At 64.4% G+C, this 26,506-nt stretch carries 19 protein-coding genes and 1 pseudogene; 8 read left to right on the top strand and 12 right to left on the bottom strand.

Annotated elements, in window-relative coordinates; translation table 11 throughout:
* Positions 1-91: 91 nt before the first annotated feature.
* The 4 genes from JG747_RS30370 to JG747_RS30355 form a co-directional block, all read right to left on the bottom strand.
* Entirely contained in the window at positions 92-1,117 is a 1,026-nt protein-coding gene (locus tag JG747_RS30370) for an ABC transporter permease (RefSeq protein ID WP_202360648.1), read from the bottom strand.
* Positions 1,114-3,597, bottom strand: coding sequence for an ATP-binding cassette domain-containing protein (locus JG747_RS30365; RefSeq protein ID WP_202360647.1), 2,484 nt, complete (start codon positions 3,595-3,597; stop codon positions 1,114-1,116). Before JG747_RS30365 ends, JG747_RS30370 begins: the two co-directional genes overlap by 4 nt.
* Before the next feature lie 67 nt (positions 3,598-3,664).
* Positions 3,665-4,687: an ABC transporter substrate-binding protein gene (locus tag JG747_RS30360; protein ID WP_027047226.1), complete on the bottom strand. Its 1,023-nt coding sequence runs from the start codon at positions 4,685-4,687 to the stop codon at positions 3,665-3,667.
* 625 nt (positions 4,688-5,312) lie between these two features.
* Positions 5,313-6,431, bottom strand: coding sequence for an NAD(P)/FAD-dependent oxidoreductase (locus JG747_RS30355; RefSeq protein WP_202360646.1), 1,119 nt, complete (start codon positions 6,429-6,431; stop codon positions 5,313-5,315).
* Between the two features lie 114 nt (positions 6,432-6,545).
* On the opposite strand from JG747_RS30355, the gene JG747_RS30350 reads away from it, so the two are divergent.
* The 5 genes from JG747_RS30350 to JG747_RS30330 all read left to right on the top strand — a co-directional run bounded on the left by JG747_RS30350 (position 6,546) and on the right by JG747_RS30330 (position 13,272).
* Complete coding sequence (locus tag JG747_RS30350) at positions 6,546-7,451, top strand: LysR family transcriptional regulator (RefSeq protein WP_202360645.1); 906 nt, start codon at positions 6,546-6,548, stop codon at positions 7,449-7,451.
* An 89-nt stretch (positions 7,452-7,540) separates the two neighbouring features.
* A complete protein-coding gene (locus JG747_RS30345; RefSeq protein ID WP_202360644.1) occupies positions 7,541-9,619 on the top strand; it encodes a hydantoinase/oxoprolinase family protein in 2,079 nt (692 codons plus the stop codon).
* Positions 9,620-9,623: 4 nt separating this feature from the next.
* Positions 9,624-11,609, top strand: a complete 1,986-nt coding sequence (locus tag JG747_RS30340; RefSeq protein ID WP_202360643.1) for a hydantoinase B/oxoprolinase family protein — start codon at positions 9,624-9,626, stop codon at positions 11,607-11,609.
* A complete protein-coding gene (locus JG747_RS30335) occupies positions 11,606-11,908 on the top strand; it encodes a (2Fe-2S)-binding protein (RefSeq protein ID WP_202360642.1) in 303 nt (100 codons plus the stop codon). The genes JG747_RS30340 and JG747_RS30335 overlap by 4 nt, the downstream gene beginning before the upstream one ends.
* On the top strand, positions 11,905-13,272 hold the full coding sequence (locus JG747_RS30330; RefSeq protein ID WP_202360641.1) for an FAD/NAD(P)-dependent oxidoreductase: 1,368 nt from the start codon (positions 11,905-11,907) through the stop codon (positions 13,270-13,272). Before JG747_RS30335 ends, JG747_RS30330 begins: the two co-directional genes overlap by 4 nt.
* 38 nt (positions 13,273-13,310) lie before the next feature.
* On the opposite strand, the gene JG747_RS30325 is transcribed toward JG747_RS30330, so the two are convergent.
* Positions 13,311-14,636, bottom strand: coding sequence for an NAD(P)/FAD-dependent oxidoreductase (locus JG747_RS30325; RefSeq protein WP_202360640.1), 1,326 nt, complete (start codon positions 14,634-14,636; stop codon positions 13,311-13,313).
* A gap of 223 nt (positions 14,637-14,859) precedes the next feature.
* On the opposite strand from JG747_RS30325, the gene JG747_RS30320 reads away from it, so the two are divergent.
* Complete coding sequence (locus JG747_RS30320; protein WP_038644676.1) at positions 14,860-15,336, top strand: Lrp/AsnC family transcriptional regulator; 477 nt, start codon at positions 14,860-14,862, stop codon at positions 15,334-15,336.
* A 43-nt stretch (positions 15,337-15,379) separates the two neighbouring features.
* Here the strand turns inward: JG747_RS30320 and JG747_RS30315 are convergent, their stop codons facing one another.
* The gene (locus tag JG747_RS30315) at positions 15,380-16,321 is read right to left on the bottom strand and encodes a LysR substrate-binding domain-containing protein (protein WP_064986216.1); all 942 of its coding nucleotides are present in this window, start codon (positions 16,319-16,321) and stop codon (positions 15,380-15,382) included.
* A 72-nt stretch (positions 16,322-16,393) separates the two neighbouring features.
* On the opposite strand from JG747_RS30315, the gene JG747_RS30310 reads away from it, so the two are divergent.
* Together JG747_RS30310 and JG747_RS30305 are read left to right on the top strand one after the other, a co-directional pair.
* Positions 16,394-18,469, top strand: a complete 2,076-nt coding sequence (locus JG747_RS30310) for an NADH:flavin oxidoreductase (protein WP_064986218.1) — start codon at positions 16,394-16,396, stop codon at positions 18,467-18,469.
* Between the two features lie 9 nt (positions 18,470-18,478).
* Positions 18,479-18,953 (top strand): annotated as a pseudogene (locus JG747_RS30305) (Lrp/AsnC family transcriptional regulator).
* Here the strand turns inward: JG747_RS30305 and JG747_RS30300 are convergent.
* From JG747_RS30300 to JG747_RS30275, 6 genes are all read right to left on the bottom strand, one after another.
* A complete protein-coding gene (locus tag JG747_RS30300) occupies positions 18,954-20,609 on the bottom strand; it encodes an ABC transporter ATP-binding protein (RefSeq protein ID WP_019860283.1) in 1,656 nt (551 codons plus the stop codon).
* Positions 20,606-21,451: an ABC transporter permease gene (locus tag JG747_RS30295; RefSeq protein WP_141700908.1), complete on the bottom strand. Its 846-nt coding sequence runs from the start codon at positions 21,449-21,451 to the stop codon at positions 20,606-20,608. Before JG747_RS30295 ends, JG747_RS30300 begins: the two co-directional genes overlap by 4 nt.
* 2 nt (positions 21,452-21,453) lie before the next feature.
* Positions 21,454-22,404, bottom strand: a complete 951-nt coding sequence (locus JG747_RS30290; protein WP_202360639.1) for an ABC transporter permease — start codon at positions 22,402-22,404, stop codon at positions 21,454-21,456.
* An 86-nt stretch (positions 22,405-22,490) separates the two neighbouring features.
* Positions 22,491-24,101 (bottom strand): ABC transporter substrate-binding protein, encoded by a 1,611-nt coding sequence (locus JG747_RS30285; protein ID WP_019860279.1) that lies wholly within the window; start codon positions 24,099-24,101, stop codon positions 22,491-22,493.
* Between the two features lie 63 nt (positions 24,102-24,164).
* Positions 24,165-24,887: an HAD-IA family hydrolase gene (locus JG747_RS30280; RefSeq protein WP_202360638.1), complete on the bottom strand. Its 723-nt coding sequence runs from the start codon at positions 24,885-24,887 to the stop codon at positions 24,165-24,167.
* 237 nt (positions 24,888-25,124) lie between these two features.
* The gene (locus tag JG747_RS30275; protein ID WP_202360637.1) at positions 25,125-26,498 is read right to left on the bottom strand and encodes an aspartate aminotransferase family protein; all 1,374 of its coding nucleotides are present in this window, start codon (positions 26,496-26,498) and stop codon (positions 25,125-25,127) included.
* Between the last annotated feature and the right edge of the window lie 8 nt (positions 26,499-26,506).

Below are 26,506 nucleotides of genomic sequence, written 5' to 3'. Positions count from 1 at the left end.
GAACCCTGGGCGATCGTCGGCGATCGTCATCTTAGATACTGGTATGATCACTCTACCATAATTTGGCAAGTGGAATTGTCGGCCTGGCTGGTCACTCCGGCAACGACGTGGCCGCCTTTGCCTTCGGCGTCGCTCCATCTGCGGGCTCGGCAGTGGTGCGCCGCGCCAATACCTGTCGACCGGCAAGCGCCAGGACAAAGATGACGACGATGCCCTGGACGATGTCCTGGGCGCCGGGCGGCAGCCCGATAATCTGCATGGTCGTCACGATCAGGATGAGCAGGATGCTGGCGAACAGGGTGCCGAGCGCGGTCGCCGAGCCGCCGAAGATCAGCGTGCCGCCGAGCACCACGGCGGCGATCGACTGCAACAGATAGGGCTGGCCCATTTCGAGGAAGGCGCCGCCGATATAGGCGCCGAGCAGCAGGCCATCGAGTGAGGCCAGCACCGACGCGATGATGAAGGCCGCCGCGATCACCCGGCCATTCCTGATGGCGGCGAGCCGGGCGGCCGCGCGGTTCTGGCCGACCGCCGACAGGAGCTGCCCGAACACGGTGCAGCGCAGCACAAAGGAAGCCGCCGCTACGCCGAGGATGGCGATGATGGCCATGATCGGAACGCCCGAGATGCGGCCCGTCGCCAGATCCTTGAGCGCCGGGCTGACGGCAAAGCCGGGGATTGCCTTGTTCGACAGCAGCGTCGCGGTCGCCAGCACATAGCCGGTGGCGAGCGTCGCGATAATCGCCGGAATGCCGAGGCCGACGACAAGCAGCGAATTGAGCAGCCCGACCGCGAGACCGAGCAGGACGGCAGCCGTGACGCCAATGGCAAGATTGGCATCCTGGCCCTTGATGGTGAGCAGCGCGACGAAGGCGCTGAGCGTGATCACCGAGGCGACGGAAAGATCGATGTTGCCGCGCCCTGTGGTGACGACGAACATCTGACCGATGCCGACGACGGTCAGGAACGAGGCCGACAGCACGATGCCTGACAGGCTGGACAGGCTGAACCGGTTGGTGACCACAGAGAGCACGAGCCAGAGCAGGAGCACGCCGATCGCTGCCCAGACCCAGCGGTTTTTCTGGGCCCAAAGAGTGAAGGCGGACAACGCGTTCATTGTTCGCTCTCGCGGTCCGCGGTCAGGCCGCGCAACGTCAGGAGCGCGATCAGGATCAGCCCTTGCGTCGCGGCGTTGAAGTCGCTGCTGACATTGAGCGTGCCGAGCAGTGCGCCGATCAGCGACAGCGTCACCGCGCCGGCGATGGCGCCGATCGGCGAGACGATACCGCCAAGCAGCGAGCAGCCGCCCATCACCACGGCGGCGACGCTGAGCAGCGTGAACGAATTGCCCGAGTTGATGTCGCTCGCCGTGTTGATCGCCGTCAGTGACAGGCCGGCGGCCGCGGCGAACAGCCCGGCGATGAGATAGCGCACCAGCGCGTAGCGTGTTGGCGACCAGCCCGAGCGGACCATTGCCGTCGGATTGTTGCCGAAGCCGCGCAGCACCACGCCGAGTGGCAACCGGTCGATCGTCAAGACCACCAGGGCGACCGCCGCGATGAGGATGATAGATGTCGGCAAGAAGTCGAGCGACCAGCCGAATAGCGCCGTAAGCCATTCAGGGCTGGCGCCGCCTGGCGTCGGCTGCAGCGCATAGCCCAGCCCCACCCAGATGAAGGAGGCGCCGAGCGTGACGACGATCGCCGGGATCTTTCGTGCCTGCATTAGCCCGCCGAGACCAGCATAGGCGGCCACTGCCACAAAAAGCGCTAGCGCGCCGAGCCATGGCTGATCGTAGAGCAGCGTGGCGCTGAGCACGCTGATCAGCCCGGCGAACGCGCCGACGCCGAGATCGATTTCGCTGCCGCCGACGATGAACATCTGCGCCGCCGTTACCAGCACCAGTGACAGCGCCGGCATCAAGAGCAGGTCGAGGCCGAAGATCGAGGCGACCGCCGGATTGGCCGAGACCATCACCGCCAGCACGGCGGCGAGGCCGATGAAGGGGGCTGCGTTCACCAGCCCGCGGACAAGCCCGGCCGCGCCGGCCTTGCCGTGCGCGGCGTCGATGCGCTTGTCCGTCGGCTGGACGAAAGACGCCCCGACGATCGCCGCTTCGGTGATCGCCTCGCCGGTCAGTTCCTTGACGATCCGGCCGCCGGCAAAGACCAGCACGCGGTCGCAAGCCAGCAATTCGGCGTCCTCGGTCGTATGCCAGACGAGTGTCCGCCCGCTGCGTGCGATGTCGTTGCAGAGCCGGTAGAAATCCTGCTTGGTGGCGATGTCGACGCCGCGCGTCGGATCGTCGAGCAGGATGATCGGCGTATCGGCGACCAGCGCACGGGCAACCAGCGCCTTTTGCTGGTTGCCGCCGCTCAGCTCCAGAATGTTGGACCCGAAGCGGTTTTCGTCGAGCCGCAGCCGGCCGGCGGCGTCGGCCGCGGCCTCGCGATTGACCCGGTTCGAGACCAGGCCCAGCGACGGGCGGCGCGCAAGGCTGCCGATGGAGATGTTGCCCAGCACGCTCCACAGCGGGAATACGCCTTCCTTTTGGCGGTCGCCTGCAATGAAGCCGGCTTCGCCAGACCGGGTGACGGCGGCATCCTTCGCCGGATTGGGCTTGAAGATGGCGTGCAGCAACTCCTTCTGGCCGCTGCCCTCGAGCCCCGCCAGTCCGACGATCTCACCGCGCGCGATCTCGATGTCGCGGCCGAGTTCGGATGTCAGCGCCCCGGACAGCCCCACCAATGCGCCTCCGGTGCTGGCGACGGTGGCGCCATGCTGGTGGATCGAGTTTGCGTCGCCGCCCATGAGCTGCACCAGCTTGCTTATCGAGGTGTCCGCCACGTCGCCGCGCCAGGCGATGCGTCCGTTGCGCAGCACGACAACCTGCGCGGCGATGTCGATGATTTCCTGCAGCTTGTGGCTGATGAAGATGAAGGCGAGCCCGGCCTCGGCCCGCTCGCGGATGAAGGCCCGCAACTGCTTGGAGCGATCGAGATCGAGCGACGAGGTCGGCTCATCGAGAACGATCAGCCTGACGCCGGGTGTGGCGGCGGCACGCGCGATCTCGACCATCTGCCGCTCGGCGATGGACAGCTGGCCGACTTCCGCATTCACATCGATGCCGTTGCCGGGAAAGACGGCATCAAGCGCCGAGCGCGCGCGGCCTCTGAAAAGCATCCGCCAGCCGGGCCGGCTGGCCGCGTCCTGCGGCGTCTCCAGAAAGAAGTTCTCTGCCACGGACAGATTGGCGCACAGCGACAGTTCCTGATGCACCATGCGGATGCCGCGCCGTTGCGCTTCCATCGTGTTGTAGTCGGCGAAGCTGAGCATCTGGCCCGCGCACGAGATCGAGCCGAGGGTCGGCCACATCGTGCCGCAAAGAATGCGCATCAGCGTCGATTTGCCGGCGCCGTTGCCGCCGACGAGTCCGATGATCTCGCCGGCCGAAACGGCGAGGTCGATCTCGGCGTTCGCCAGCGTCGGCCCGAAGCTCTTGGTGATCTGTGAAAGCGAGACGATTTCCTGCCGGATCGAAAAGGCGGGCGCCATGGCGGCTGCACCCTTCTGATCGGCAACGGCAAGGTGGGACATTCGTCCTCCGTTCTTCACGGTCAGGGATCGGGCGCTTTCGGCGGTCCGATCCCTTGTGCTTGTCGCGTTACTTGCTCAGCAAATTCTGCTTGACCCAGTCGAGCGAATAGCTGGGGCTGATGATCTGGCCGCCTGGCAGCTTGGCGTATTCCTTGAGGTTGCTGGCATCGACTGTTGCGACCGGCATGATCATCATCTTGGGCGCCTTGGCGCCTTTGAGCAGGGACAGGCCGAGCCAGAAAGCAGCGCCGCCAATGCCCGGCGTCGTGTTCATGGAGACGGTCTGGTAGCTGTTCTTGGCGTTCTCGTCGGCCCACCATTTGACGAAGTCGGTACCGCCGCCGCCCTCGATGATCGGCATCTTGTCCTTGTACTCGCCGCCATACTGGACGAAGGCTTGGGCAATGCCGACATCGTCGCTGCCGCCCTGGCCGAGCACCGCATCGACATGCGGCAGCGAGGGCAGGACATTGGCGATGGCCGCCTGCGCCACCGAGGCGGTCGCCTGGCCATAGACGGTGGCGACAACCTTGATGTCGGGATATTTCGCCAGCACCGATTGCTGCGCGTTGAACATGTCGTTGTCCGGGGCCGAGCCCTTGACGCCGCGCACCTGGATGACGTTGCCCTTGCCGCCGAGCATCTTGAACACAGCTTCCGCCTGGGTCGCCTTGTAGCCCTTGAAGTCGAAATTGAGCTGGTAGTTGCAGGGCGCAGACGCGACAGAATCGAAGGAGACGACGATGATGCCGGCCTTGCAGGCTTTCTCGATGATGCCGTTGACCGCGGTTTCCGAGGCGGCGTCGACGGCGAGCACGTCGACCTTCTTGAGGATCAGTTCGGCGATCTGGCTGTTCTGCTGCGCCACCGAACCATCGCCATTCATGACGATGTAATCGGCGATCTGCCCAGCCGCCTTCGCTTCCTTGGCCGACGCTTCGAAAGCCTCCACCATCTGATGCCGCCAGGTGTTGCCGTAATAGGCGTTAGTGAGCGCGATGACCGGCGCGTCCGAAGATGCCATTGCCGGCATCACAGCAACGCCCATCATCGCAGCGCTGGCGAGCGCCGCCACGATTGTAAATTTCATGGTATTTCCTCCCAAAAACACGATCGGCTTGGCTTGCCACATGAGCACAGCGGAAACCCTTGGGGACACGCTATGTCAGGTACATATTATACCAGCATACCAAATAGACAAGGGCTTTGCTGCCTGCTCGGGGTCGCTGGGTGAAAAGCGCCGGCCAAGCAATCAAGCAATCCCGTTGAATTGGCATGTCGTCTGGTCAGACAAGCCCGGATCCCGAGGGTCAGGTCGAGCCTTCCTTATGCGAAACGCCCCCAATGCGGTCATTCCAGAATGGTTCGGAACGGGCCGCTCTTGTTGCGAGGTGGCATTCAATGCCAGCTAAAGTCACCTGTGCGCACGAGAGTTGCGGTACGATACGGGATGACGCGAAAGAACTCTGATGTTGGACCGAAAGACCCTGTAACGATGCGTGCGGCAATCGGCGGCAATGTTTACGACTAGGTCGGTTCCGATTTCGGCCGTGCACGCCGCCGGTGCCAGGGTTGGTGGCTAAGGTCGTTGAGAAAAGTTCGCGCCTTACAGCGTCACCTCTTCGCCTGAGATTGTCATGCCCGAAGGCGCATGTAACCTCCCGCCTTTCGCGGCCAAGAGAACCATCGTGGCGCGGATGTCGTCAGTTGCTCGATCAGGCTGCGCGGCCGAAGCGATCAACCCTGAAATCGTCGAGCGGTGTTTCGCAGCGGTCGGTCATGACGAGTTCGGCCATGGCGTCGCCCACGCCCGGACCAAGCTGGAAGCCATGTCCGCTGAAGCCGAAGGCGTGGAACAGGCCCGGCGTTGTGGCCGAGCGTCCCATGACCGGCAGCATGTCGCGCACATAACCCTCGCAACCGGACCAGGTGCGGATGACCGCGACCTGCGCGATTGCCGGCAGCAGTCGCGCGACCGCGCGCAATTGCAGCGGAAGGCGCGTGGGATCGGCGACCGCATGACCTGGATCGAGGTCCACCGGTACCCTTTCGGCCGCGCCGCCGAAGACGATGTTGCCCCGCTCGACCTGACGCAGATAGGCGCCATGGTCCTTGTCGCGCGTCCAGATGCCCACCACCGGCAGAATCCGATGCGGCAGTGGCTCGGTCACGCCCATCTGCGGACCGCAGGCGTCGAGCGGAACCTCTTCGCCGAACTGCGCGGCGACGCGCGCGCCCCAGGCCCCGGCGGTATTGAGCAGACACTCGGCGGCGAATGTACCTTTGGAACATACGACAACGAACCCGGACCCCGAGCGCCTGATCGTGTCGATTTCGGCATCCTCGACGATCGCCACGCCGAGCTTGCGGGCGGCTTCGGCGAAGGCCGGCGCGATCAGTCGGGGATTGCCGCTGCCGTCATGCGGCGAGAACGACGCGGCGATCGCGTCGGGGCCGAGGCCGGGAAAGCGGGAGGAGATTTCGCGCTGTCCGAGTTCCTCCAGTTCAAGCCCCCAAGGTCGCGCCGCCTCGGCATAAGCCCGCATGTCGGCAAGGCTACCTTCATCAAAGATCAGCCGGATATGACCGGTGGCGCGGAATTCCACGTCACGACCCAGCATCCGATCGGCCTCTCGCCACAGCTCGAGCGAGCGATGGGCCAGCGGAAGCTGGGACAGATGACGCCCCGTGCGCCGGATGTTGCCGAAGGAAGCGACGGTCGCTCCGGTGCCGACCCGGTTGCGCTCGATCAGCGTCACGCGCGCACCGCGCCTGGCGAGGAAATAGGCCGAAGCCGTTCCCATCAATCCACCGCCCAGCACGATCACATCCATGGTTGTTCCCTGCGCGGAGCGAATGATCCTGAAGTCGCCGATCTTGTCGGCACCGCTTCGTTGCGTCAAAGATGGGTTTGGACAACAGCCATAAGCTTGACCTATGGAGTGGCAATGCGGGCCCGTCAGCTCGAAGTGTTCATCGCCGTCATGCGTGCGGGCACCGTGACCGCCGCGGCGCGGATGCTGAACATCTCCCAACCCGCACTCAGCCAGATCCTGCTCCATACCGAGGACGAACTCGGCTTCACGTTGTTCGAGCGCGTCAAGGGCCGGCTGCGGCCAACCCCGGAGGCGCTCGAGATATTCGCCGATGCCGAGCGTCTGTCGGCGGGCTTGGAGGGCTTGCGCCGCAAGACCACTGATCTGCGCTTGGGCCGGACGGGGCTGGTCCGGGTCGCGGCCTCGCCGCCGCCGGCCCTGGCGATCTTGCCGCGCGCTTTCACCAGCTTCCGGGCGCGGCATCCCGATATTTTGCTGCGCTCCCACATGGCGCCGATCGCCGCGATCGTCGACATGCTGCGCGCCGGCGATGCCAGCCTTGGCGTGGCCTTGGACGACCGCCTGCCTCCCGACATCGAGGCGGAGGTGCTCGGTAGCGTCGGCTTCGCCTGCCTGCTGCCCACCGGGCATGCGTTGGCCATGAAAACCGAGCTCACGCTCGCCGATCTCGCCGGCGAGGAATTGATATCCTATCGCGGAAACACCCGCCCCGCCGACGAACTGGCCCATGCCGCGCGCGCGCAAGGTGTGGCGCTTTCGCCGTCGCTCGAGATCGATGTCTCCATCTCGGCGGTCGGCTTCGTCCAGGCCGGTCTGGGTATCGCCCTCGTCGATGCGCTGCTGCCCTGGCACCAGTTTGCCGGGCTTGCCGTCCGGCCTCTCGCGAATGGGCCGGAATTCCCGATCGCGCTGCTCACCTCGCGCACACGGGCTCTTTCGCGGGCCGATGAAATGATGCGCGACCAGATCCGCGCGGCCTGTTCAGTCGTGCTGGGCAGTGACGGGACAGGGGCATAAGCAAGACTTATATTGTTCCTCGTCATACGTCTTGGACCCCGGCCATCCTGTCGTGTCAGCTTTGGTTGGCAGACAGGAAGGGACGTATCATGGATGGTGCCATCGCGGCGGACGAGGCGCGGAACCAAGCTGACTGGAAGGTCGGCGTTGATATCGGCGGCACATTCATCGATTTCTGTGCGCTCGAAGCAAATTCCGGGCGCGTTGCCTCGCTGAAAGTGCTGACGACGCCGGAGGATCCGGGCGCCGAGCTGATGACGGGCCTCAGGCTGCTTGCTGAGCGCGAAGGCTTTGACCCCACCCGCATGACGCGCTTCGTGCACGGCACGACCGTCGGCATCAACACCATCATCCAGCGCAAGGGCGCGCCGCTGGCGCTGTTCACCAATGCCGGCTTCGAGGACGTGATCGAACTTGCGCGGCTGCGCATGCCGGATATGTATTCGCTGTTCTGCTCGCGGCCGGACCCGCTGATCTCGCGCGACATGGTGTTCGGCATCCCGACCCGCATGCGTGCCGATGGGAGCGAATCCCAGGCGCCTGATATGGTGGCGGTGGAGAAGGCGGTGGCCGCGGCGAAAGCGAACGGCGCCCTAGGCATCATCGTCTGTTTTCTCCATGCCTGGCGCAACGCCGCGCAGGAAGCCTCGGTCAAGGCGGCCATCGCTCGTCTTGCGCCTGATCTCTTCGTCTTCTCTTCGGCCGAGGTGTGGCCGGTCATCCGCGAATATGAGCGCAGTTCGACCGCCATCCTCAACGGCTATGTCCATCCGCGCGTCTCATCCTACCTGACGGCGCTGGAAGCGCGGCTGAAGGACCGCGGCGTGCCTGCCCGTCCGATGCTGACCAAGTCGAATGGCGGGCTGATGAACGCGGCCGAAGGCAAGCGCGCCTGCGTGAACATGCTTTTGTCGGGAACGGCCTCCGGCGTCATCGGCGCCTCGTGGCTGGCGCGCCAGGCTGATGAAAACAGGATCCTTACCCTGGACATTGGAGGGACCTCGGCCGACTTCGCGCTCATCATCGACGGCGAGCCGCAGTTCGGGACAGGTGAGCTTATCGGCGAATTCCCGCTCCATATCCCGTCCGTGTCGGTCAGCTCGATCGGTGTCGGCGGCGGCTCGATCGCCAGTGTCGATGCTCAAACGGTGCTGCGGGTCGGGCCGGAGTCGGCCGGTTCGACACCTGGGCCAGCCTGCTATGGCCGTGGCGGCGAACGTGCGACGGTGACGGACGCCATGGTGGTGTGCGGATGGCTCGGCCACAGCGAGATGGCCTATGGCCAGCTCAGGATCGATACCCAACTGGCGCATCGCGCGGTTGGCGACCTTGCCGCCCGGCTCGGCCGCACGGTCGAGCAGACGGCGCAGGCGATCCTCGATATCGCGGTGTCGGAAATGTTCGTCGAGGTCGAGAAGCTCGCTTCGCGCGCCGGCGTCGACTTGCGCGATTTCACGTTGATGCCCTTTGGTGGCGGCGGCCCGATGCTCGGCGCCTTTCTTGCCCGCGAGCTCGGGATGAAGCGCGTCATGGCGCCCCGCCGCCCCGGCGTGGTGTCGGCGCTGGGCGGGCTGGTGGCGGATCTGCGCGGCGACTTCATCCGCACCGTCTTCACCCCGCTGTCGGGCGCTACGCTCCCGGCAATTCGCGAGGCCTTCGGGGCGCTCGCGCATGAGGGGCGCGGCTGGCTTGCGGCGCAGGGGCACGACGCGGCGGCGGAACTCATTCTCTCCTGCGACATGCGCTACTTCGGCCAAAGCTATGAGATCGAGGTCGTCCTTTCGCCGGAATGGCTGATGGACGACGATGTAGCCCCTATCGAGCAGGCCTTCCATCTTACCCATCAGAGGCTTTACGATTTCCACGACCCGGATGGAGAGGTCGAGCTTGTGGATATCAGGCTGTCCGCCATAGGCGCCGGGCCGAAACTTTCCCTCCCGGAGACCGAAGAAGTGGACGTTGCTGCCATCCCGGCGCGCCGGCTCCCGGTCTATACGGGCCTCCGCGTCGAAACCGTCGACCTCCACGACCGGCAGGCCCTCGTGCCGGGCAGCACGTTCCACGGGCCTGCCGTGGTCGTTCAGGAAGACACCACATTCGCCATTCCCGCCGGAGCGCAGGCACGGGTAGACCGCCATCTCAACCTTCTGCTGACCTTCGCGGAGTGACGCCATGTTTGACCGCACAAACCTCCAGGTTCTGGCCAACCATGCCCGCGCGGCCGCCGAGAACATGGCCCATACGCTGCACCGCACCGCGCACTCCGCCTTCGTCAAGGAGACGCAGGATTTTACGGTGATGCTGATGGATCGGTCGGGAGCGACCTTCGCCGTGCCGATGGAGCTTGGCGCCACCTGGTATCCGGGGCTTTCCTATCACCGCGCTATCGCGATGGTCGGCGACTACCGGCCAGGCGACGTTGCCTTCACCAACGATCCTTATTCCGGCCACGTCGCCACGCACGCGCCCGACACGCATCTGTGGAAGCCGGTCTTCGTCGACGGCGAGATCGTCGCCTGGGCCGGAGGGCATATCCACAACACCGACATGGGCGGGGCGGTGCCGGCTTCGCTCAGCCGGGCGCTCACCGAAATCCATCAGGAAGGCATCCGCTTTCCGCCGATGAAGCTGGTGCGGGAAGGTGTCTTCGATGAGTCGATCCTGCGGATCATGAGTACCAATGTGCGCAAGCCCGACCTCAACATCGGCGACATCAAGGCGCTGGTTGGGGCGCTCAACACCGGCGAGCGCAAGATCCAGGCGATGGTGCGGAAGTTCGGCAAGGCCGGTTTCATCGAAGGCGTTTCGGCGCTTCTCGACCACGCGGAGGCGCAAGCGCGCGACGTGCTGCGCGCCATGCCCGACGGCACCTGGGAATTCGCCGACTACGCCGACGAGGATTCGGTCGAGGCCAATCCATGCCGGCTGAAGCTGAGGCTGACGATCAGCGGCGACGAGGCGGTGCTCGACTTCACCGGCTCCGATCCGCAACTCGGTTCCTCGCTCAACGTGCCTTCGGGCGGCGATCCGCGCCACACCATGCTTTTGGTGGGCGTCTACTACGTGCTCTATACGCTGAACCCGAAGATCCTGCTCAACACAGGCCTCACCCGGCCGTTCACCTGCATCGCACCCACGGGGTCGGTGCTGAATCCGGTCCATCCCGCCGCGGTCGGCATGCGCTCGCTCACCTGCGCCCGGCTGCGGTCGGTCATCTTCGGCGCCTTCTCGCAAGCGGTGCCGGAGCGCCTGCCCGCGGCTCCGGCTGGCAACAACTGCATCGTCAACGTCATGACCACGGACGAGCGCACCAGCCGGACCGTCATCGCGGCGGTGAATCCGGTCGTGGGCGGCGGCGGCGCGATGCCGCATCGCGACGGGACCAACGGCTCTGGCGCGGATGCCGCCTATCTCAAGAACACGCCGATCGAGATCACCGAGACCGAGACCCCCGTCGAATTCGTGAGATACGGGCTCGCCAGGGACAGTGGTGGCGCGGGCCGCTGGCGCGGCGGGCTGGCGACCGAGATGGCCTTTCGCGTCTTTGCCCCCGACTCCAGGATCACGGCGCGCAACCGCGACCGCAGTTTCTTCCGTCCTTGGGGTGTGCTGGGCGGCAAGGCCGCCGGCCTCTCGGACATGGTCGTCAATCCGGGGACCGGGCACGAGCGGCGGCTGGGCAATATCGACACTGCGGTCCTGCAGCCCGGCGACGTGCTCGAGATCCGCTCCGCCGGAGGCGGTGGGCGCGGCGATCCGTATGAACGCGAGCCCTGGCGGGTCGCGCAGGATGTGCGGCGCGGCTATCTTTCGCCGGGTGCGGCCGAACGCGACTATGGCGTCGTCGTCCGTGGCGACGAGGTTGACGAGCAGGCAACGGGGCAATTGCGCGCGCGTCACGAGCCGGCCACCGGCCATTTCCATTTCGGTCCGGAGCGCGAAGGCTACGAGGCGCAGTGGACGCCGCCAGCCTATGACCAGCTCACCGCCATACTAAGGGACTTGCCGATCCATTGGCGGTTCTTCGCCAAGACGGAGATCTTCCGCCGCATGAAGGGACGCTCCGGGTCGGAGGGTGTTCAGGCGGCTTTCGATGCCGTTTGCGAACGCTTCCCCGAACTGCCGCGTCCTCTCCCCGTGCGCGAGGCCGCGGAATGATCACCACCGGCCGTATCGTCCGGCTGGCCGAGCACGACCGGGCGGGGGTGCATTTCTCTTTCGACGGGCAGATCCGTAGAGCGCTCGAGGGCGACACTGTGCTGACCGCGATGCTGGCGTCAGGGCATGCCTTGCGGATGTCCGAGTTCGGACCTGAGCCGCGCGCCGGCTTCTGCCTGATGGGGGCCTGCCAGGATTGCTGGGTGTGGCAGGAGGAGGGACCGCGCCTGCGGGCGTGCACAACCCTGATCGCCGAAGGCATGCGGTTGCGCACCACGCCGCCGGAGAATTGGCCGTGAGTGAGGCCCCGTCGACGCGGATCGCGATCGTCGGCGCTGGTCCCGCCGGCATAAGGGCGGCGGCGGCACTGGTCGATGCGGGGCTCCATCCGGTTGTGATCGACGAAGGGCAGCGCGCCGGCGGCCAGATCTATCGTCGCCCGCCTGACGGGTTCGTCCGCACGCCGGAGCACCTCTATGGGTCGGAGGCGGCGAAGGCGCGTGCGCTGCATGCGGTCTTCGACCGGTTGGCGGCCGACGGGCGACTCACCCATTGCACGGGAAGCTCGGTCATCGCCGTGCAGGCGGGGCGGCTGCACGTGCTGGGCGAGGGCGGCATGCAGGTGATCTTCTATGACCGTCTGATCCTCGCGACGGGCGCGTCCGATCGTGTCGCTCCAGTCCCGGGCTGGCAGAGTGCCGGTGTCTATAGCCTTGGCGCGGCGCAGATCGCGCTCAAGGCGCAGGGCGTGGCGCTCGGACGGCGGATCGTCCTGATGGGGTCGGGGCCTTTGCTGTCGCTGGTCGGTGCCCAACTCGTCAAGGCTGGAGCGGATGTGGCGGCGGTGCTCGACACCTCTCCCTGGGATCAGCAGATGCGCGGGCTCTGGAAGCTGGCCGCCCGGCCGTTCGTCGCACTGCGCGGCCTCGCCCTGCGGGCAAGGCTCGGCGGTCGCTATCACGCAGGCGTCAGTCTCGAAAAGATCGAGGCCGACGGGCAAGGTGTCACGGCGATGCGCTGGCGCGACGCCGGCGGAAGGCAGCGCCTCACTCCATGTGACACGATAGGCATGGGCTGGCACCTGCGGGCGGAGACGCACCTGGCCGACCTGGCGGGATGCGCCTTCACCTACGACGAGCAGTGGCGGCAATGGCTGCCAATGACAGACCGGATGGGTCGCGCCGGCAACGGAGTCTATCTTGCGGGCGATGGGGTTCGTCTTCTGGGAGCGGACGGCGCGGAGATCGCTGGGCGTCTCGCGGCGGCGGCATGCCTTGCCGATCTTGGATTTCCAGCGCCCTCCAACGCGGCCGATCTGCGTGAGCTTGCGCGGCTAGAGCGCTTTGCCCACGGCCTGGCTTGCGCTTTTCCCTGGCCGGCAGCGATGGTGCGGGCGCTCCCCGACGCCGCGATCGCCTGCCGCTGCGAGAACGTAACTGCCGGAGAGGTACGCCAGAGTCTGGATTTCGGCGGCGGCGAGGCCAACCGGGTGAAGTCGCTGTCGCGCGTAGGCATGGGCCGCTGCCAAGGGCGCTACTGCCAGTTGGCGGCCGTCGAACTCGCAGCGGCGCACGCCGGCTGCACGCCCGACGCCGTCGGCCGGTTTCGCGGGCAGGCCCCTGCGCGGCCTGCGCCTGTCGACGCCTTTCTCCGGAAAGGCTGATGCCATTGCGAAAACCGCGCCTCGGCATCGGTCACGTCTTAGAAATCGGCGACCTTTCCCCAGGCCGAAACATCGAAGCGCTGCGGATCGTAGGATTTCGGATCGACGATCGGTTGCGACCCGATCATCAGATCGGCGATGAGGTGACCGGCGCCGGGCCCAATGCCGAAGCCGTGTCCTGAAAACCCGGCGGCCAGGAAGAAGCCCGGAACGCTTTGAATCTCGCCGATGGCGGGAACACCGTCCGGCGTGCTGTCGATGTAGCCGGCCCAGGCCGCGCTGATCCTGGTCTTTTGAAGGTCGGGCAGAAGTTCAAGCGCCCGGGCATGGGTCAAGCGGATTGTTGCCTGATCCGGAACCGGATCGAGAATGCGCATCCGCTCCATCGGCGTCGGCTGGTCGAGTCGCCAGTGCCGAAGCGTTTCGTGGCCCGAGCGCGCGCCCTGCAGCCCGCCGGGCGCGAGGCTTCGCCACCGCTTCAGGAACATCGGCAGGAACTGCGAGGAGAAACGCAATTGCTGCGGCGTCACGTCCACGCGGCCACGTCCACTTATGGCGAGCGTGTAGCCGCCATCGCCGCGGCGCGTGGCCGAGATCCTTGCCGTGTGCAGCGCATCCGGCAGACCTTCCGCGCCTGACGAGACGGACAGGATGGAGGAGCGGATCGATGCTTGCGGAAAGCGGAAGCCAAACTGCCGGCAAAAGGACGAAGCCCAGGCGCCGCCGGCGAGCACTGCCACCTTCGTCCTGATCGTTCCGCTTTCGGTGACCACCCCACTCAGGCGCCCGCTTTCGGTCTCGATGCCGCGCGCGGCGCAATTCTGATGCACGGTGCTCCCGAGCTTGAGGATGGCCCGGGCGACAGAGGGGGCAGCTCGCGACGGGTCGGCGGTGCCGTCGGTCGGGGAGAAGACACCGCCCTTCCAGGCCCGGCCGGTGGCACGGCCCCGCTCGCTGGCCTCGGCGCCGTCGAGCATCTGCGTGGTGACGCCGGCCGTTTTGGCGAAGTCACGCCAGCGTGCCCAGCCGGCCAGTTCTGCCTCGTCATTGCTGAGATAAAGCAAACCGCATCGGCGAAAGCCGGTGTCTTCGCCGGTTTCCGTGGCAAAGCTGTCCCACAAATCGAGGCTGCGTGTCGCCATCGGTAACTCGCGGGCGTCGCGATTCTGCTGGCGGCACCATCCCCAGTTCCTGGAGGACTGCTCGGCGCCGATGCGCCCTTTTTCGACAAGCGCGACCCGCATGCCGCGCCTGGCCAGATAATAGGCCGCGAAGACACCCACGATGCCGCCGCCAATCACCACCGCGTCCGCGGATCGCGGCAGTTCGCCAGATGTCTCGATTTGCTGTAGCGGCGCGCGCATGGTCTCTCTGCCTTGAAGCGCCAATCTACCGTGTTGCGCAGGCAGCCGCTGCCGCAGTTGAAGCCGAAGCAGAATTTTATTTCGGCAGCTCGGTCAAAATCGGGAGCGACTGCGTTTCAAAGCGCTGTCCGCTTGGATGGACAGGCCAACGGGCTGTGGTAGTGTCAATGCCTATATGCAAGGCAGCATTTTGTGCTGTGGCGTGCGTTCTGCGGAGACGACCATGAAGCTGGATCGGATCGATATCAAGATTCTTCACGAATTGCAGAAGAACGGCCGCATCACCAATGTGGAATTGGCCGACCTGGTGCATCTGTCGCCAAGCCCGTGCCTGATGCGGGTCAAGAAGCTCCAGTCGGAGGGCTACATTGAGGGCTATTCCGCACAGGTCAATATCGGCAAGCTTGGCCAGACGCTGACCGTGTTCACCGAAATCACCTTGAAGAACCATCGCCAGGTGGACTTCGCCCGCTTTCTCGCCGTGGTGGAGAAGATCGATCAGGTCATCGAATGCCACCTCGTGTCGGGCGGCTACGACTATTTGATGAAATTCGTGACCGCCGGCATAGCCGAGTACCAGACGATCATGGAGCGGCTGACCGACATGGATATCGGCATCGACAAGTATTTCAGCTTCGTCGTGCTGAAGTCCCCCATCGTCAAGGCGCACATGCCGCTGCCCAGCCTGTTTCCGAGGTAGTCGGCGGTGGCAGCGCCGCGCTACATCTGTCGCCTGCGGCTCGCTACGCGATGTCCAGCCGCAAGATCGGCTGCAGTGCTTTCAATTCGACTTGCATCTCGGCGATCATCCAGGCCTGGATATCGGAGACCACAGGCCGCACCGGCCGTGAGCGCGGTGCAATCAGCTGATGGATCCGGCCCGTGTTGATCTGCCTGTCTGAGGCTGGGACCAGGGTTCCCTGAAGCAACGCCCTTGAAACGTTGCTGAGCCAGCCGAGCGCCACGCCCTCCCCGTTCATCGCGGCCTGCAGCACGACCGCGTAGTCCGAGAATTCGAGCCATTTTGCCATGCTGGTCTTGCGCTCGGCCACCTTGCCCCAGGCGTCCAGCCACTGCTCCTTGGCGTCGGTCAGGTGCAGCAGGACATGACCTTCCCCGGTTCCGGCGTGGATCAGCCGACCGTGGGCCGCCAGATAGGCTGGGCTGCACACCGGAACGATGACTTCCGGCGAGAATGGCCAATGATGATAGTGCGTATCGTCATCGGCCAGGATTCTCGTGGCAAGGTCGACATTCTCGGCGGGGCCTCTCAGAACGCCCGCGATCAGCTCGAACCTCAGGTCCACATCGGGAAACCTGGTGTTGAAAGCCCCTAACCTGGGAACGAACCAATACGTCGCCAGAGAACTCGAAAGGGAAAGGGTAACCACCGGCTTTGCCGCATCGTTCTGCTTGATTCTCCGGATCACCTCCTCGATGCCGTCAAATCCCTCCCGCACGGCCGAGTAAAGGGCACGCCCTTCCGCGGTCGGCGCCAACCCGGTTGGCCCCCGCGTGAAAAGAGCGATGCCAAAATCGGCCTCGAGCTGGGCGATGCTGCGGCTGATGGATGGTTGCGTGACGTTGAATTCGCGCGCGGCGGCGGTGAAACTGCCCGACCGGGCAGCCGCTTCGAAGACCAGCAGTCCGCGTGCGGAAGGAACGAGTTTTGCGAAACCAGCCATACGCTCAGCGTATAGCTACCCCAACAATTTTCAAGCTTTCTCCGGCTCCGCAAATGACGAACTATAAGCTTCATGAATGGGGTGGAGCAGGGCGTGAAGACAGCGGCATCTCAAGCGGACGGCACATCCGGCGATCCCCTGCTGCAGCCGTTTCGGCTCAAGGGCCTGAGGCTCCGCAACCGTGTCGTCAGCACCAGTCATGCTTCGATGCTGGACGATGGCGGCCTGCCGCTCGAGCGCTACCAACGCTACCATGAGGAGAAAGCGCGCGGCGGCCTGGCGATGAGCATGGCGGGCGGCTCGGCCATGACCTCGCCCGACTCCAGTTGGGGCGGCGGTCAGCTGGACCTCTCCAGCGATCGTATCGTGCCTCATCTCCAGTCGCTGTCGCAGCGCGTTCATCGCCATGGCGCCGCCGTCATGTGCCAGGTCTCGCATCTTGGACGGCGCGCCACCGCCTATGCCGGAAACTGGCTGCCGCCAGTGGCGCCATCGCGCATTCGCGAGACGCGAAACCGAAATTTCCCGAAGGAGATGGACGCCGCCGACATCGACAGGATCATCAAGGATTACGCCACAGCGGCAAGGCGCTGCGTGGACGGCGGTCTGGATGGCGTCGAGACGGTCACCGGCGGCCATCTGATCGGGCAATTCCTCTCACGCAGAACCAACAGGCGCACGGATGGCTTCGGCGGCTCGCTGGAAGACCGCGCGCGCTTCGGCCTGATGGTTCACGAGGCAATACGCCGCGCGGTGGGTGACGACTTCGCTGTCGGCATCCGGTTGGTGATCGACGAGGCGGTCGACGACGGGTCGGATTTCGAGGAATGCCTAGCCTTCGCCAGGCTGTTCGAGCGGGAAGGCCATGTCGATTTCTTCAATTGCATCTTCGGCCGCATGGACACCGACCTGTCGCTGGCCGAGCAGAACATGCCCGGCATGTTCAGCCCGAGCGCGCCGTTTCTGCCGCTGGTCGGGCAGTTCAAACGGGAAACCAAACTGCCCGTCATCCACGCCGCAGCGATCAGGGATGTCGCCACGGCTCGTCATGCGATCCGCGAAAACCTTGTCGACCTGGTCGGCATGACGCGCGCGCATATCGCCGACCCGCACATCGTCAACAAGGTGATGCGCGGAGAGGAAGAACGCATCCGCCCCTGCGTCGGCGCGTCCTACTGCCTGTACAAGAAGGTGCAGTGCATCCACAACCCGGCCAGCGGCCATGAGACCCTCGTCAACCACATCATCGACCGGGCGGAGACGCCGAAACGGGTGGTCGTGGTCGGCGGTGGTCCGGGTGGGATGGAAGCGGCAAGGGTCGCCGCCGAGCGCGGACACAGAGTGAGCCTGCTCGAAGCCGCGGCACGGCTCGGCGGGCAGGTGCTCGTCGCGGCCGCAGCGTCCGACCGCAAGGATCTCATCGGCATAGTCGACTGGCGCGTCGACGAACTCGCTCGGCTTGGAGTGGAAGTCCGTCTCAACACCTATGCGGACGCAGAAATCGTCCTTGCCGCAAAACCGGACGCGGTCATCGTGGCCACCGGCGGCATTCCTGATATGGAATGGCTGGAGGGTGCCGAACATTGCGATAGCGTCTGGGACGTCCTGACCGGGGTCGTGCCGGCAAAGGACGACGTGCTCATCTACGACGAGACCGGACGCCAGGCGGCAATTTCCTGCGCCCTGCATCTGGCCCGTCCGGGGCGCGTGGTCAGCCTGGCCATAGCCGACGACACTTTGGCGATCGAGACGCCCTATCCGGACCGGGTGAGTTTTCGCAAACGCGCCACGGAACGCGGCATCCGCGTTGTCAGCGATGTGCGTCTGGTCAAGGCGGTACGCCAGGGCAACGGCATCGCCGCCACGTTTCGGCATGAACTCACCGGTGCGGAAACGGAAATGACGGCGGCCCAACTCATTGTCGAGCGCGGCACGGTGCCGATGGAGGACACTTACCAGGAATTGCGCGCGCGCTCAGCCAATAACGGCGTCACCGACATAGCACTGATGACGGGAACGGAAACGAACGGGGACAAAGGTCCCCAAGCTGCCGGATCTTTCGTCCTGCACCGCATCGGCGACGCCGTTGCCAGCAGGGACATCTACTCGTCGATCTACGAGGCCTACCGGCTCTGCTCGCAATTGTAGGCAGGGCCTATGAAACTCGATCGGATCGACATCAAGATTTTGTACGAGCTGCAGAAGAACGGCCGCATCACAAATGTGGAGCTGGCGGAATTGGTCAATCTCCCCCAGCCCCTGCCTGATGCGGGTAAAGAAGCTGCAGGCCGAACGCTATATCGTCCGCTATTCGGCGCAGATCGACATCGCCAAGCTGGGGCGCACGCTCACCGTCTTCACGGAAATCACGCTGAAGAACCATCGTCAGATCGACTTCGCGCGCTTCCTTGCCGCCGTCGACAAGGTTGATGCCGCCGTCGAATGCCACCGCGTGTCCGCCCGTTATGACTATCTCTTGAAATTCGTCACGGGTGGGATTGCCGAATATCAGGCGATCGTCGAGCGGCTCACCGACATGGATATCGGCATCGACAAGTGTTTCAGCTTCGTGGTGCTGAAGTCACCCATCATCAAGGCGCATATGCCGCTGCCCAGCCTGTTTCCGATGTAATCAGCGATGGCCGTACTGGCTGACGAGCTCCGGGTCGCGGACGAGGCCATCGAGCCACGTCGGATCGAGCTTGGGCACGGAGGAGAACAGAAGCTTCGAATAGGGGTGGCTTGGCGCTTGCAGCCTGTCGGGCGTGATCTGTTCAACCCGCTGCCCATTATACATGACCATGATCTCGTCGCAGATCGCTTCGACGACGGAGAGATCGTGGCTGATGAAAATGTAGGAAAGGCCCAGCTCGCGCTGCAGCTCCTTGAGCAGGTCGATCACGGCGGCCGCCACCACCGTGTCGAGCGCCGAGGTGATTTCGTCGCAGATGATGAGCTTGGGTCCGGCCGCCAGGGCGCGCGCGAAGTTCACGCGCTGCTTCTGGCCGCCCGAGAGCTCCGACGGCCGACGGTAGCGCAGCGTCCTGGGCAGGCGAACCATGTCGAGCAGTTCATCGACGCGCTTCGAGCGCGCCTGCCTGTCGAGTTGGTGATAGAAGGCCAGCGGCCGGGCAATGATGTCCTCCACAGGCTTGGCCGGGTTGAGCGCGGTATCGGCATACTGGAACACGATCTGCATCTCGCGCAACTGGTCCTGGCTGCGTTTCCCCGCGGCGCGCTGCAGTTCTTTGCCGTCGAATATGATGTCGCCGGCCGCCGCCGGATGGATGCCGGCGATGACTCGCGCCAGCGTCGATTTTCCGCAGCCGGATTCGCCGATAATGCCGAGGTTGCGTCCCTTCTCGACGACCAGGCTGACGGAATCGACGGCCCGGACGAGTGGCAGCCCGTTATCCCGCACCGCGCCATAGCCGGCGGTCACATTGTCGATACGCAGCAACGGCTTCGCGCCGACATCCGTGTCCGCGTGCGCTTGCCGCGGCCTCGGCTCGAAGGCAGCCAAAAGTTCGCGCGTATAGGGGTGCTGGGCGGCCGAAAGAATCTGAGCGGTGGTGCCGGTCTCCTGCACTTCGCCGCCCTTCAGCACAACGATGTGGTCGGAGATCTGGGCGACGACGGCGAGGTCGTGCGAAACATAGACCCCCGCTATCCCACCCGCCCGCATGACCGCCTTGAATGCTTTCAGCACGTCGATCTGCGTGGTCACGTCGAGCGCGGTGGTCGGCTCGTCGAAGATGACCAGCTTGGGATCGCCGATAAGCGCCATGGCCGCCGACAGCCGCTGCAATTGCCCGCCTGAAACCTGGTGCGGGTAGCGCGCGCCAATCCCTTCCGGATCCGGCAGCGACAAAGCCCGGAACAGTTCGACCGCGCGCTTTCGCGCCTGCTCGGGCGGCATAAGGCCGTGGATGCGCGTGACCTCGATCACTTGCTCCATGATCGTCGACGAGGGGTTGAAGGAGGCGGCGGCACTTTGCGGAACATAGGCAATGTCGGTGCCGCGCAATTTGGCGCGCTGCTTTTCGGACAGTGCCGCCATGTTCTTGCCGTTCACATTGATCTCGCCGCCGGTGATCCGGCAGCCGGGCCGCGCATAGCCCATGAGGGAGAGCGCCACCGTTGTCTTGCCGGAGCCGCTCTCCCCGATCAGGGCGACGATCTCGCCGTCGGCGATGTCGATGCTGACGCCCTTGATGATTTCGACGATGCGTCCGGCGTCCGTCGTCGCCTCGATCCTCAGGTTCCTGACCTCGACGAGATTGGTCATGTGTCCCTGTCCCTGATCTTCTGCGGCAGGTTGTCGATCAGCAGGTTGACGCTGATGGTGAGACTGGCGATCGCCAGCGAGGGAATGATGACGGCGGGAGCCGCGAAGGGCAGGCCGCCGATGTTCTCGCGTACCAGGGCGCCCCAGTCGGCGAGCGGCGGCTGCAGGCCGAGTCCGAGGAAGGACAGGCCTGAGAGCAAGAGCACGATGAAGACGAAGCGCAGGCCAAAATCGGCCAGAACCGGGCGGATGATGTTGGGCAGGATCTCGGACCCGATGAGATAGGCGGTGCTTTCGCCGCGGACGCGGGCGACGGTCATGAAGTCCATGGTATTGATGTTGACGGCGAGCGCCCGTGCGAAGCGGTAGGCGCCGGGTATGTAGATGACGGCGAGCGTCAGGATCAGCGCCGGGATCGACGAGCCCACCGCGGCGACGACCACAAGGCCGAACAGCTTGCTGGGGATGGAGTTCATGGCGTCAAGGAATCGGCTTAGGCAGGTGTCGAGCCAGCCGCCGGTGACGGCCGCGACCATCCCCAGCACCACGCCCGAAAAGCAGGCGATGGCGACGGCGGCGAGCGATATGCCGACAGTGTAGCGCGCGCCCATGAGCACCCGTGAGAGCATGTCGCGCCCCAGATAGTCGGAGCCGAGCCATAGACCCTGACGCATCGGGCCGAAATAGTCGTCGTCGACTATGTCGCCGATCGAATGGGGAATGATGGCGGGCGCGAAGATGGCGATCAGCGTCCACGCCAGGATGACCAGCGCGGCCACGACGCCCACGAGATTGTAGCTGTGGCCCAGGAAGGACCGTGGGGAAGCTGCCACACGCGCCATTGTCACCTGAGCCTCGGGTTGGACATGATGGCGATAATGTCGGCGACGGTGATGAGCAAGAGATAGCCGAGGCAGAAGATCATTGCGCAGCTTTGGATCAACGGCAGGTCGCGGGTCGCAACCGCATCGACCATCAGCTTGGCGATGCCGGGATAGTTGAAGATCGTCTCCACGATGATGACGCCGCCGACCAGATAGGACAAAGACAGCGCAACCGCGTTGACGATCGGCCCGAGCGCATTGGGAAGCGCGTGCTTGAGCACCATGCGGCCGCGTGAAGCGCCCTTGAGAAGCGCCATCTCGACATAAGGCGTGGAGAGCGTTTCGATCACAGCCGCACGGGTCATGCGGATCATCTGTGCGGAGATGACGAAGGTGAGTGTGATCACGGGCATTGCATAGATGCGCACGAGGTCGGTCAGCGTGTGCACCTCATTGACCGAGGAAAGTGCCGGCAGCCATTTGAGATAGACAGCGAAAAGCAGGACCGCGAGGGTCGCGACCATGAATTCCGGCACCGAGATGACGCCGATCGAAAGGATAGTGACGGTTCGGTCGTAGAGGGAGCCACGCAGCATGGCGGCGGTGATGCCGAGCGTCAGCGCCAGCGGCACCGAGAGCAGGGTGGTGATGCCGGCGAGCTCCATTGTGTTGACAAAGCGCCCGCCGATCAGCGCCGCGACAGGCATCTCATTGGCATAGGAGGTGCCGAGGTCACCGTGGAGCAGGCCGAGAAGCCAGCGCAGGAAGCGCAGGATTGCCGGATCGTTGAGATGCATGGCTTCGCGCAGGCCGGCGACCGCCTCCGGGGTGGCTGCCTGGCCGAGCAGGATCGACGCGGTATCGCCAGGCAACATGCTGGTGGCGAAAAAAACCGCGAATAGCACTATCAGAAGCGTGACGACCGCGATCGCCAGCCGCTTCAGCACGAGGTTTAGAACCCCAGACGTCATTGAAGCGCTCCTGCGGTTGCGTTCGGCCAAGCCATGTTGCGCAATAGGTGCCGGGGACCGGCTGTCCGGTCCCCGGCAGGCGCCTCTCAGGCCTCGAGCCAGAGATATTCCGCCATTGCGTAGCCCATCATGCCACCGAGCGGGTTCGCCTCCAAACCCTTCACCTTGCTGGAGAGAGCATCAACGTTGGAAATGTAGGCCGGGATGATGGTGCCGGCCTCCTCTGAGACCATGCCCTGCATCTGGTTGTAGATTTCCTTGCGCTTGGCCTGATCAAGCGAGCCGCGCGCCTCGACGAGCAGCTTGTCGAACTTCTCGGACTTGTACTGGCTTTCGTTCCAGGGCGCGTTGGAGGCGTAGAGGAGCGAGAACAGGATGTCCGGCGTCGGGCGCGGATTGATGTTGCCGAAATGGATCGGCGCCTTGAGCCAGTAATTGTCCCAGTAGCCGTCCGACGGAACGCGCTGGACGTCCAGCTTCATGCCGATATCGGCGCCGGCGGCCTGGATGATAACAGCCATGTCGATCGACGAGGTCGCGGCGTCGGAAGCAATCACGGGGATGGACTGGCCGAGCAAGCCTGACTTCTGGAAGTGGAACTTGGCCTTGTCCGGGTCGAAAGCCTTCGGCTTGATGTCGGGATTGTGGAAGATGTTTGCCGGGGAGACAGGCTGGTCGTTGCCAATCTCGCCAAGTCCACGCAACGCCGATTTGACGATCTGCTCGCGGTTTACCAGATACTTCATGCCAGCCACGAAGTCGGCCTTGTTGCCCGGATCCATGTCGAGCCGGATGTTGAGGTCGGTGTAGTTGCCCGAGGTCGTCTTCGACAACTCGAAGCCCTGCTGCCCGCCAATGAGCTTCATCGCGCGTGGATTGATCGAAGCCGCAAAATTGATGTCACCAGAAAGCAGGGCGTTGACGCGGGCGCTGTCGTCGCTGATGGCGATGAACTCGAAGGAGTCGAGATAGGGCTTGCCTGATTTCCAATAATTCTTGTTCTTGGTGACGACCGACCGCACGCCCGGCTCGAACGTTTGCAGCACGAAGGCGCCGGTGCCGTTGCCCTTGGAGAAGTCCGTGGTGCCGTCCTGGACGATCATGAAGTGGTGTAGCGCCAGGATGGTCGGAAGGTCGGCATTCGGGTCGGCGAGCGTGATCTCCACGGTCGACTTGTCGACCGCCTTGAAGCCGGTCATCTGCGCTGCGATCTTGGCGACCTTGGAACCGACCGCCGGATCGAGATGGCGCTTCAGCGAGAACACCACGTCATCGGCGGTGAGAGCCTTTCCATCGTGGAAGGTGACACCCTTGCGCAGCTTCACCGTCCAGGTCTTGGCGTCCTTGCTGTCGAAGCTTTCAGCCAGCTCCATCTGCGTGACGCCGTCCTTGTCGAGGAAAGTCAGGCGGTTGTAGAGCGAGCAGCAGCGGACATAGTCGGTCGACAGCGACGCCTTTGCCGGATCGAGCGTGTCGGCGGTCGAGGACGACCAGCCGGCGGCCTTGAACGTTCCGCCGGAAACCGGTTCGGCGGCGACCGCATTGGTGGCACGGCCAAGCACTATGCTGCCCGCGGCGACTGCGGCGCCGCCGGCCAGCAGCATCTTGAGGAGTTCGCGGCGGCTCGCGCCCCGCCGGATGGCATTTTCGACCATGGCATCGTCTGCGCTGGTCCAGTTCGTGATCTTGTCGGTCATATCATTCCCCTTTCTGTTTGTTTTCCGGCTTGCTCGTCTTGCTGCGGCTTTCCGGGTTTGGGCTCAGGTTCGTTCCTTCAGGCTTTCCCGCACGGCTGCGGCAAGGGCGGCCATTGACGTGAAGTGGTAGTTCGGCGCGGTGAAGCGATCTGGCTCGATCGTGCCGCCATAGCCCTTCTGGGCGTGCCGGCGCTCGATCCAGCAATTGGTCACGCCAAGTGCTCGGGATATGCCGATGTCGTGGTACTGACTTTGCGCGACGTGCAGGATGTCATCCTTGCTGTCGCCCCGGGAGGCCACGAAATCGAAGACCTTCTGGAAGAAGGCCGGGTCCGGTTTCTCCGTGCCTGTATCATCGGCCGTGAAGGTGGCGAAAAAGGGCGAACCGAGCTGCTTTTCGAAATGATCTAGTGCCCACCGTCTTGCATTGGTCATGGCGATCAGCCTGTGCGACTTCGCAAGGTCCGCCAATGCCGCCGCGCTGTCGGGGAAGCCTTGCCAGACGCTGGCCGACTCCCGCAGCTGGATGCCGTATTTCTCCTCGGCCGGCAGGCCGAGTTGCGGCGCGATGGCTGTGTAGACACGCACGAGATCGTCGGGAAACAGGCCGGCATCGGGCATGTAGCGGGCCTGCCGGTAGAGGCTCAGCGCTTCCTCGCCATCGATCGAAACGCCGGCCTCCGCGGCAATTTCCGCCAGGCAGGTCGTGATGCCATCTTCGAAGTCGATCAGCGTGCCGACGACATCGAAGGTCAAGTATTTGAATTCACTAAAGCCCCTGGCCAAGACTGGCTCTCCTCTGCGCGCGGCCGATTTGCATGTGTTGAACAGAACAAAATTCCGTGCTGTCCGGGGCGTCGGCCCTTTTCGAAGGCTCGGAAATCCGGGCCTTCTGGCCTTGTCTTAACTGCAGTCTGGCACTTCCCCCGCGCTGGATTCGCCGAAAAGGCGTGAGGAGGCGGCACAAAATTGCGAAATCGTCCGCCCCGGCGATATTTCGAGACACGACATATTTCGCCGCCGTCATGCCAGAGCCTGGCGGACATCGGGATCGGCCAGCGTCTGGTCGAGCGTCCGGCGTGTGCGCTCGATGACCGCGTCGATGTCGGCGTCGGTGCAGCAGAGCGGGGGAGCATAGCCGAGAACCCCGTTGGCAAACGCACGGATGATGAGGCCGTTGTCCCACGCCCTGTCGAAGATACGCCGTGCCGGCATTGCCGACGCCGGAAGCGGCGTCTTCTTGTCCTTGTCGACCACCAGTTCGATGGCGGCAAGCATGCCGCGACCGCGTACATCGCCGACAAGCGGATGGCCCCTCAAGCCCTCCAATCCCGCCATCAGGCGGGCACCGGCCTTGATGCCATTGTCCAGAAGGCCGTCTTCATAGAGCTTTAACACTTCGAGCGCGACGGCAGCGCTGACGGGATGGGCGGAATAGGTATAGCCGTGGCCGACGGCCGAACTGCCCGCGCCATCGGCAATGACATTGTAGACATGATCGGCCATGAACACGGCGCCCATGGGAACATAACCCGAGGTCAGCCCCTTGGCGGTCGTCATGAAATCGGGGACGATCTCCTCGTCGGTGCAGGCGAACAGCGGTCCCGTGCGGCCGAAACCGGTGATCACCTCGTCGGCGATGAACAGGATGCCGTACTCCCGGCAGAGTTCGCGCATGGCCTTGATCCAGCCTTTTGGCGGAACGATGACGCCGCCCGAGCCCTGTATCGGCTCGGCATAGAAGGCGGCGACCCGTTCCGGCCCGATCGCCTCGATCTTGGCCTTCAGCGCGGCGAGCGATGCGGCGATGATCGCGTTGCCGTCCTCGCCGACCGGGTTGCGATAGGGATAGGGTGAAGGAATCTTGTGCTGCCACTCGAAGGGAATGCCGAAACCGGCGTGAAAGGCGGGCAGGGCGGTCAGGCCCGCGCCGACCACCGACGACCCATGGTACCCCTGTTCGATGGAAATGAACTGGTCGCGTTGCGGCTCGCCTTTGGCATTCCAGTAGTAGCGGACGAAACGGATCGTGCTGTCGACCGCGTCCGACCCGCCAAGCGTGAAAAAGACGTGATTGAGGTCGCCCGGCGCCCGCTCGGCCAGTTCTGAGGCGAGCCGGATGGCGGGCTCCGAACCGAGATCGAAATAGGCAGTGGCGTAGGGAAGCTCGCGCATCTGCCGGGCCGCCGCGTCGACGATGCTGTCATGGCCGTAGCCGGCATTGACGCACCACAGCCCGGCGAAGCCATCGACGAGTTGCTTGCCGGACGCGTCGGTCACGGTCGCCCCTTTCGCCGATTTCAGCACACGCACGCCAAGCGCCTCGTGGCCACGATATGAAGCGACCGGGTGGATGAGATGGGCGCGGTCGAGTTCGATCAGCGAATTGGCGAGCATTGTTATCC

The organism is Mesorhizobium sp. 131-3-5, from assembly GCF_016756575.1.
Classification (GTDB): domain Bacteria; phylum Pseudomonadota; class Alphaproteobacteria; order Rhizobiales; family Rhizobiaceae; genus Mesorhizobium; species Mesorhizobium jarvisii.
Note: the sequence above shows the minus strand (reverse complement) of the source record. Positions and strands in the feature narration are given on the sequence as shown.

Bases quoted from the DNA above. Each gene is read 5' to 3' on its own strand.
- JG747_RS30370 (WP_202360648.1), bottom strand. From the start codon at position 1,117: ATGAACGCGTTGTCCGCCTTCACTCTTTGGGCCCAGAAAAACCGCTGG.
- JG747_RS30365 (WP_202360647.1), bottom strand. From the start codon at position 3,597: ATGTCCCACCTTGCCGTTGCCGATCAGAAGGGTGCAGCCGCCATGGCG.
- JG747_RS30360 (WP_027047226.1), bottom strand. From the start codon at position 4,687: ATGAAATTTACAATCGTGGCGGCGCTCGCCAGCGCTGCGATGATGGGC.
- JG747_RS30355 (WP_202360646.1), bottom strand. From the start codon at position 6,431: ATGGATGTGATCGTGCTGGGCGGTGGATTGATGGGAACGGCTTCGGCC.
- JG747_RS30350 (WP_202360645.1), top strand. From the start codon at position 6,546: ATGCGGGCCCGTCAGCTCGAAGTGTTCATCGCCGTCATGCGTGCGGGC.
- JG747_RS30345 (WP_202360644.1), top strand. From the start codon at position 7,541: ATGGATGGTGCCATCGCGGCGGACGAGGCGCGGAACCAAGCTGACTGG.
- JG747_RS30340 (WP_202360643.1), top strand. From the start codon at position 9,624: ATGTTTGACCGCACAAACCTCCAGGTTCTGGCCAACCATGCCCGCGCG.
- JG747_RS30335 (WP_202360642.1), top strand. From the start codon at position 11,606: ATGATCACCACCGGCCGTATCGTCCGGCTGGCCGAGCACGACCGGGCG.
- JG747_RS30325 (WP_202360640.1), bottom strand. From the start codon at position 14,636: ATGCGCGCGCCGCTACAGCAAATCGAGACATCTGGCGAACTGCCGCGA.
- JG747_RS30320 (WP_038644676.1), top strand. From the start codon at position 14,860: ATGAAGCTGGATCGGATCGATATCAAGATTCTTCACGAATTGCAGAAG.
- JG747_RS30315 (WP_064986216.1), bottom strand. From the start codon at position 16,321: ATGGCTGGTTTCGCAAAACTCGTTCCTTCCGCACGCGGACTGCTGGTC.
- JG747_RS30310 (WP_064986218.1), top strand. From the start codon at position 16,394: ATGAATGGGGTGGAGCAGGGCGTGAAGACAGCGGCATCTCAAGCGGAC.
- JG747_RS30300 (WP_019860283.1), bottom strand. From the start codon at position 20,609: ATGACCAATCTCGTCGAGGTCAGGAACCTGAGGATCGAGGCGACGACG.
- JG747_RS30295 (WP_141700908.1), bottom strand. From the start codon at position 21,451: ATGGCGCGTGTGGCAGCTTCCCCACGGTCCTTCCTGGGCCACAGCTAC.
- JG747_RS30290 (WP_202360639.1), bottom strand. From the start codon at position 22,404: ATGACGTCTGGGGTTCTAAACCTCGTGCTGAAGCGGCTGGCGATCGCG.
- JG747_RS30285 (WP_019860279.1), bottom strand. From the start codon at position 24,101: ATGACCGACAAGATCACGAACTGGACCAGCGCAGACGATGCCATGGTC.
- JG747_RS30275 (WP_202360637.1), bottom strand. From the start codon at position 26,498: ATGCTCGCCAATTCGCTGATCGAACTCGACCGCGCCCATCTCATCCAC.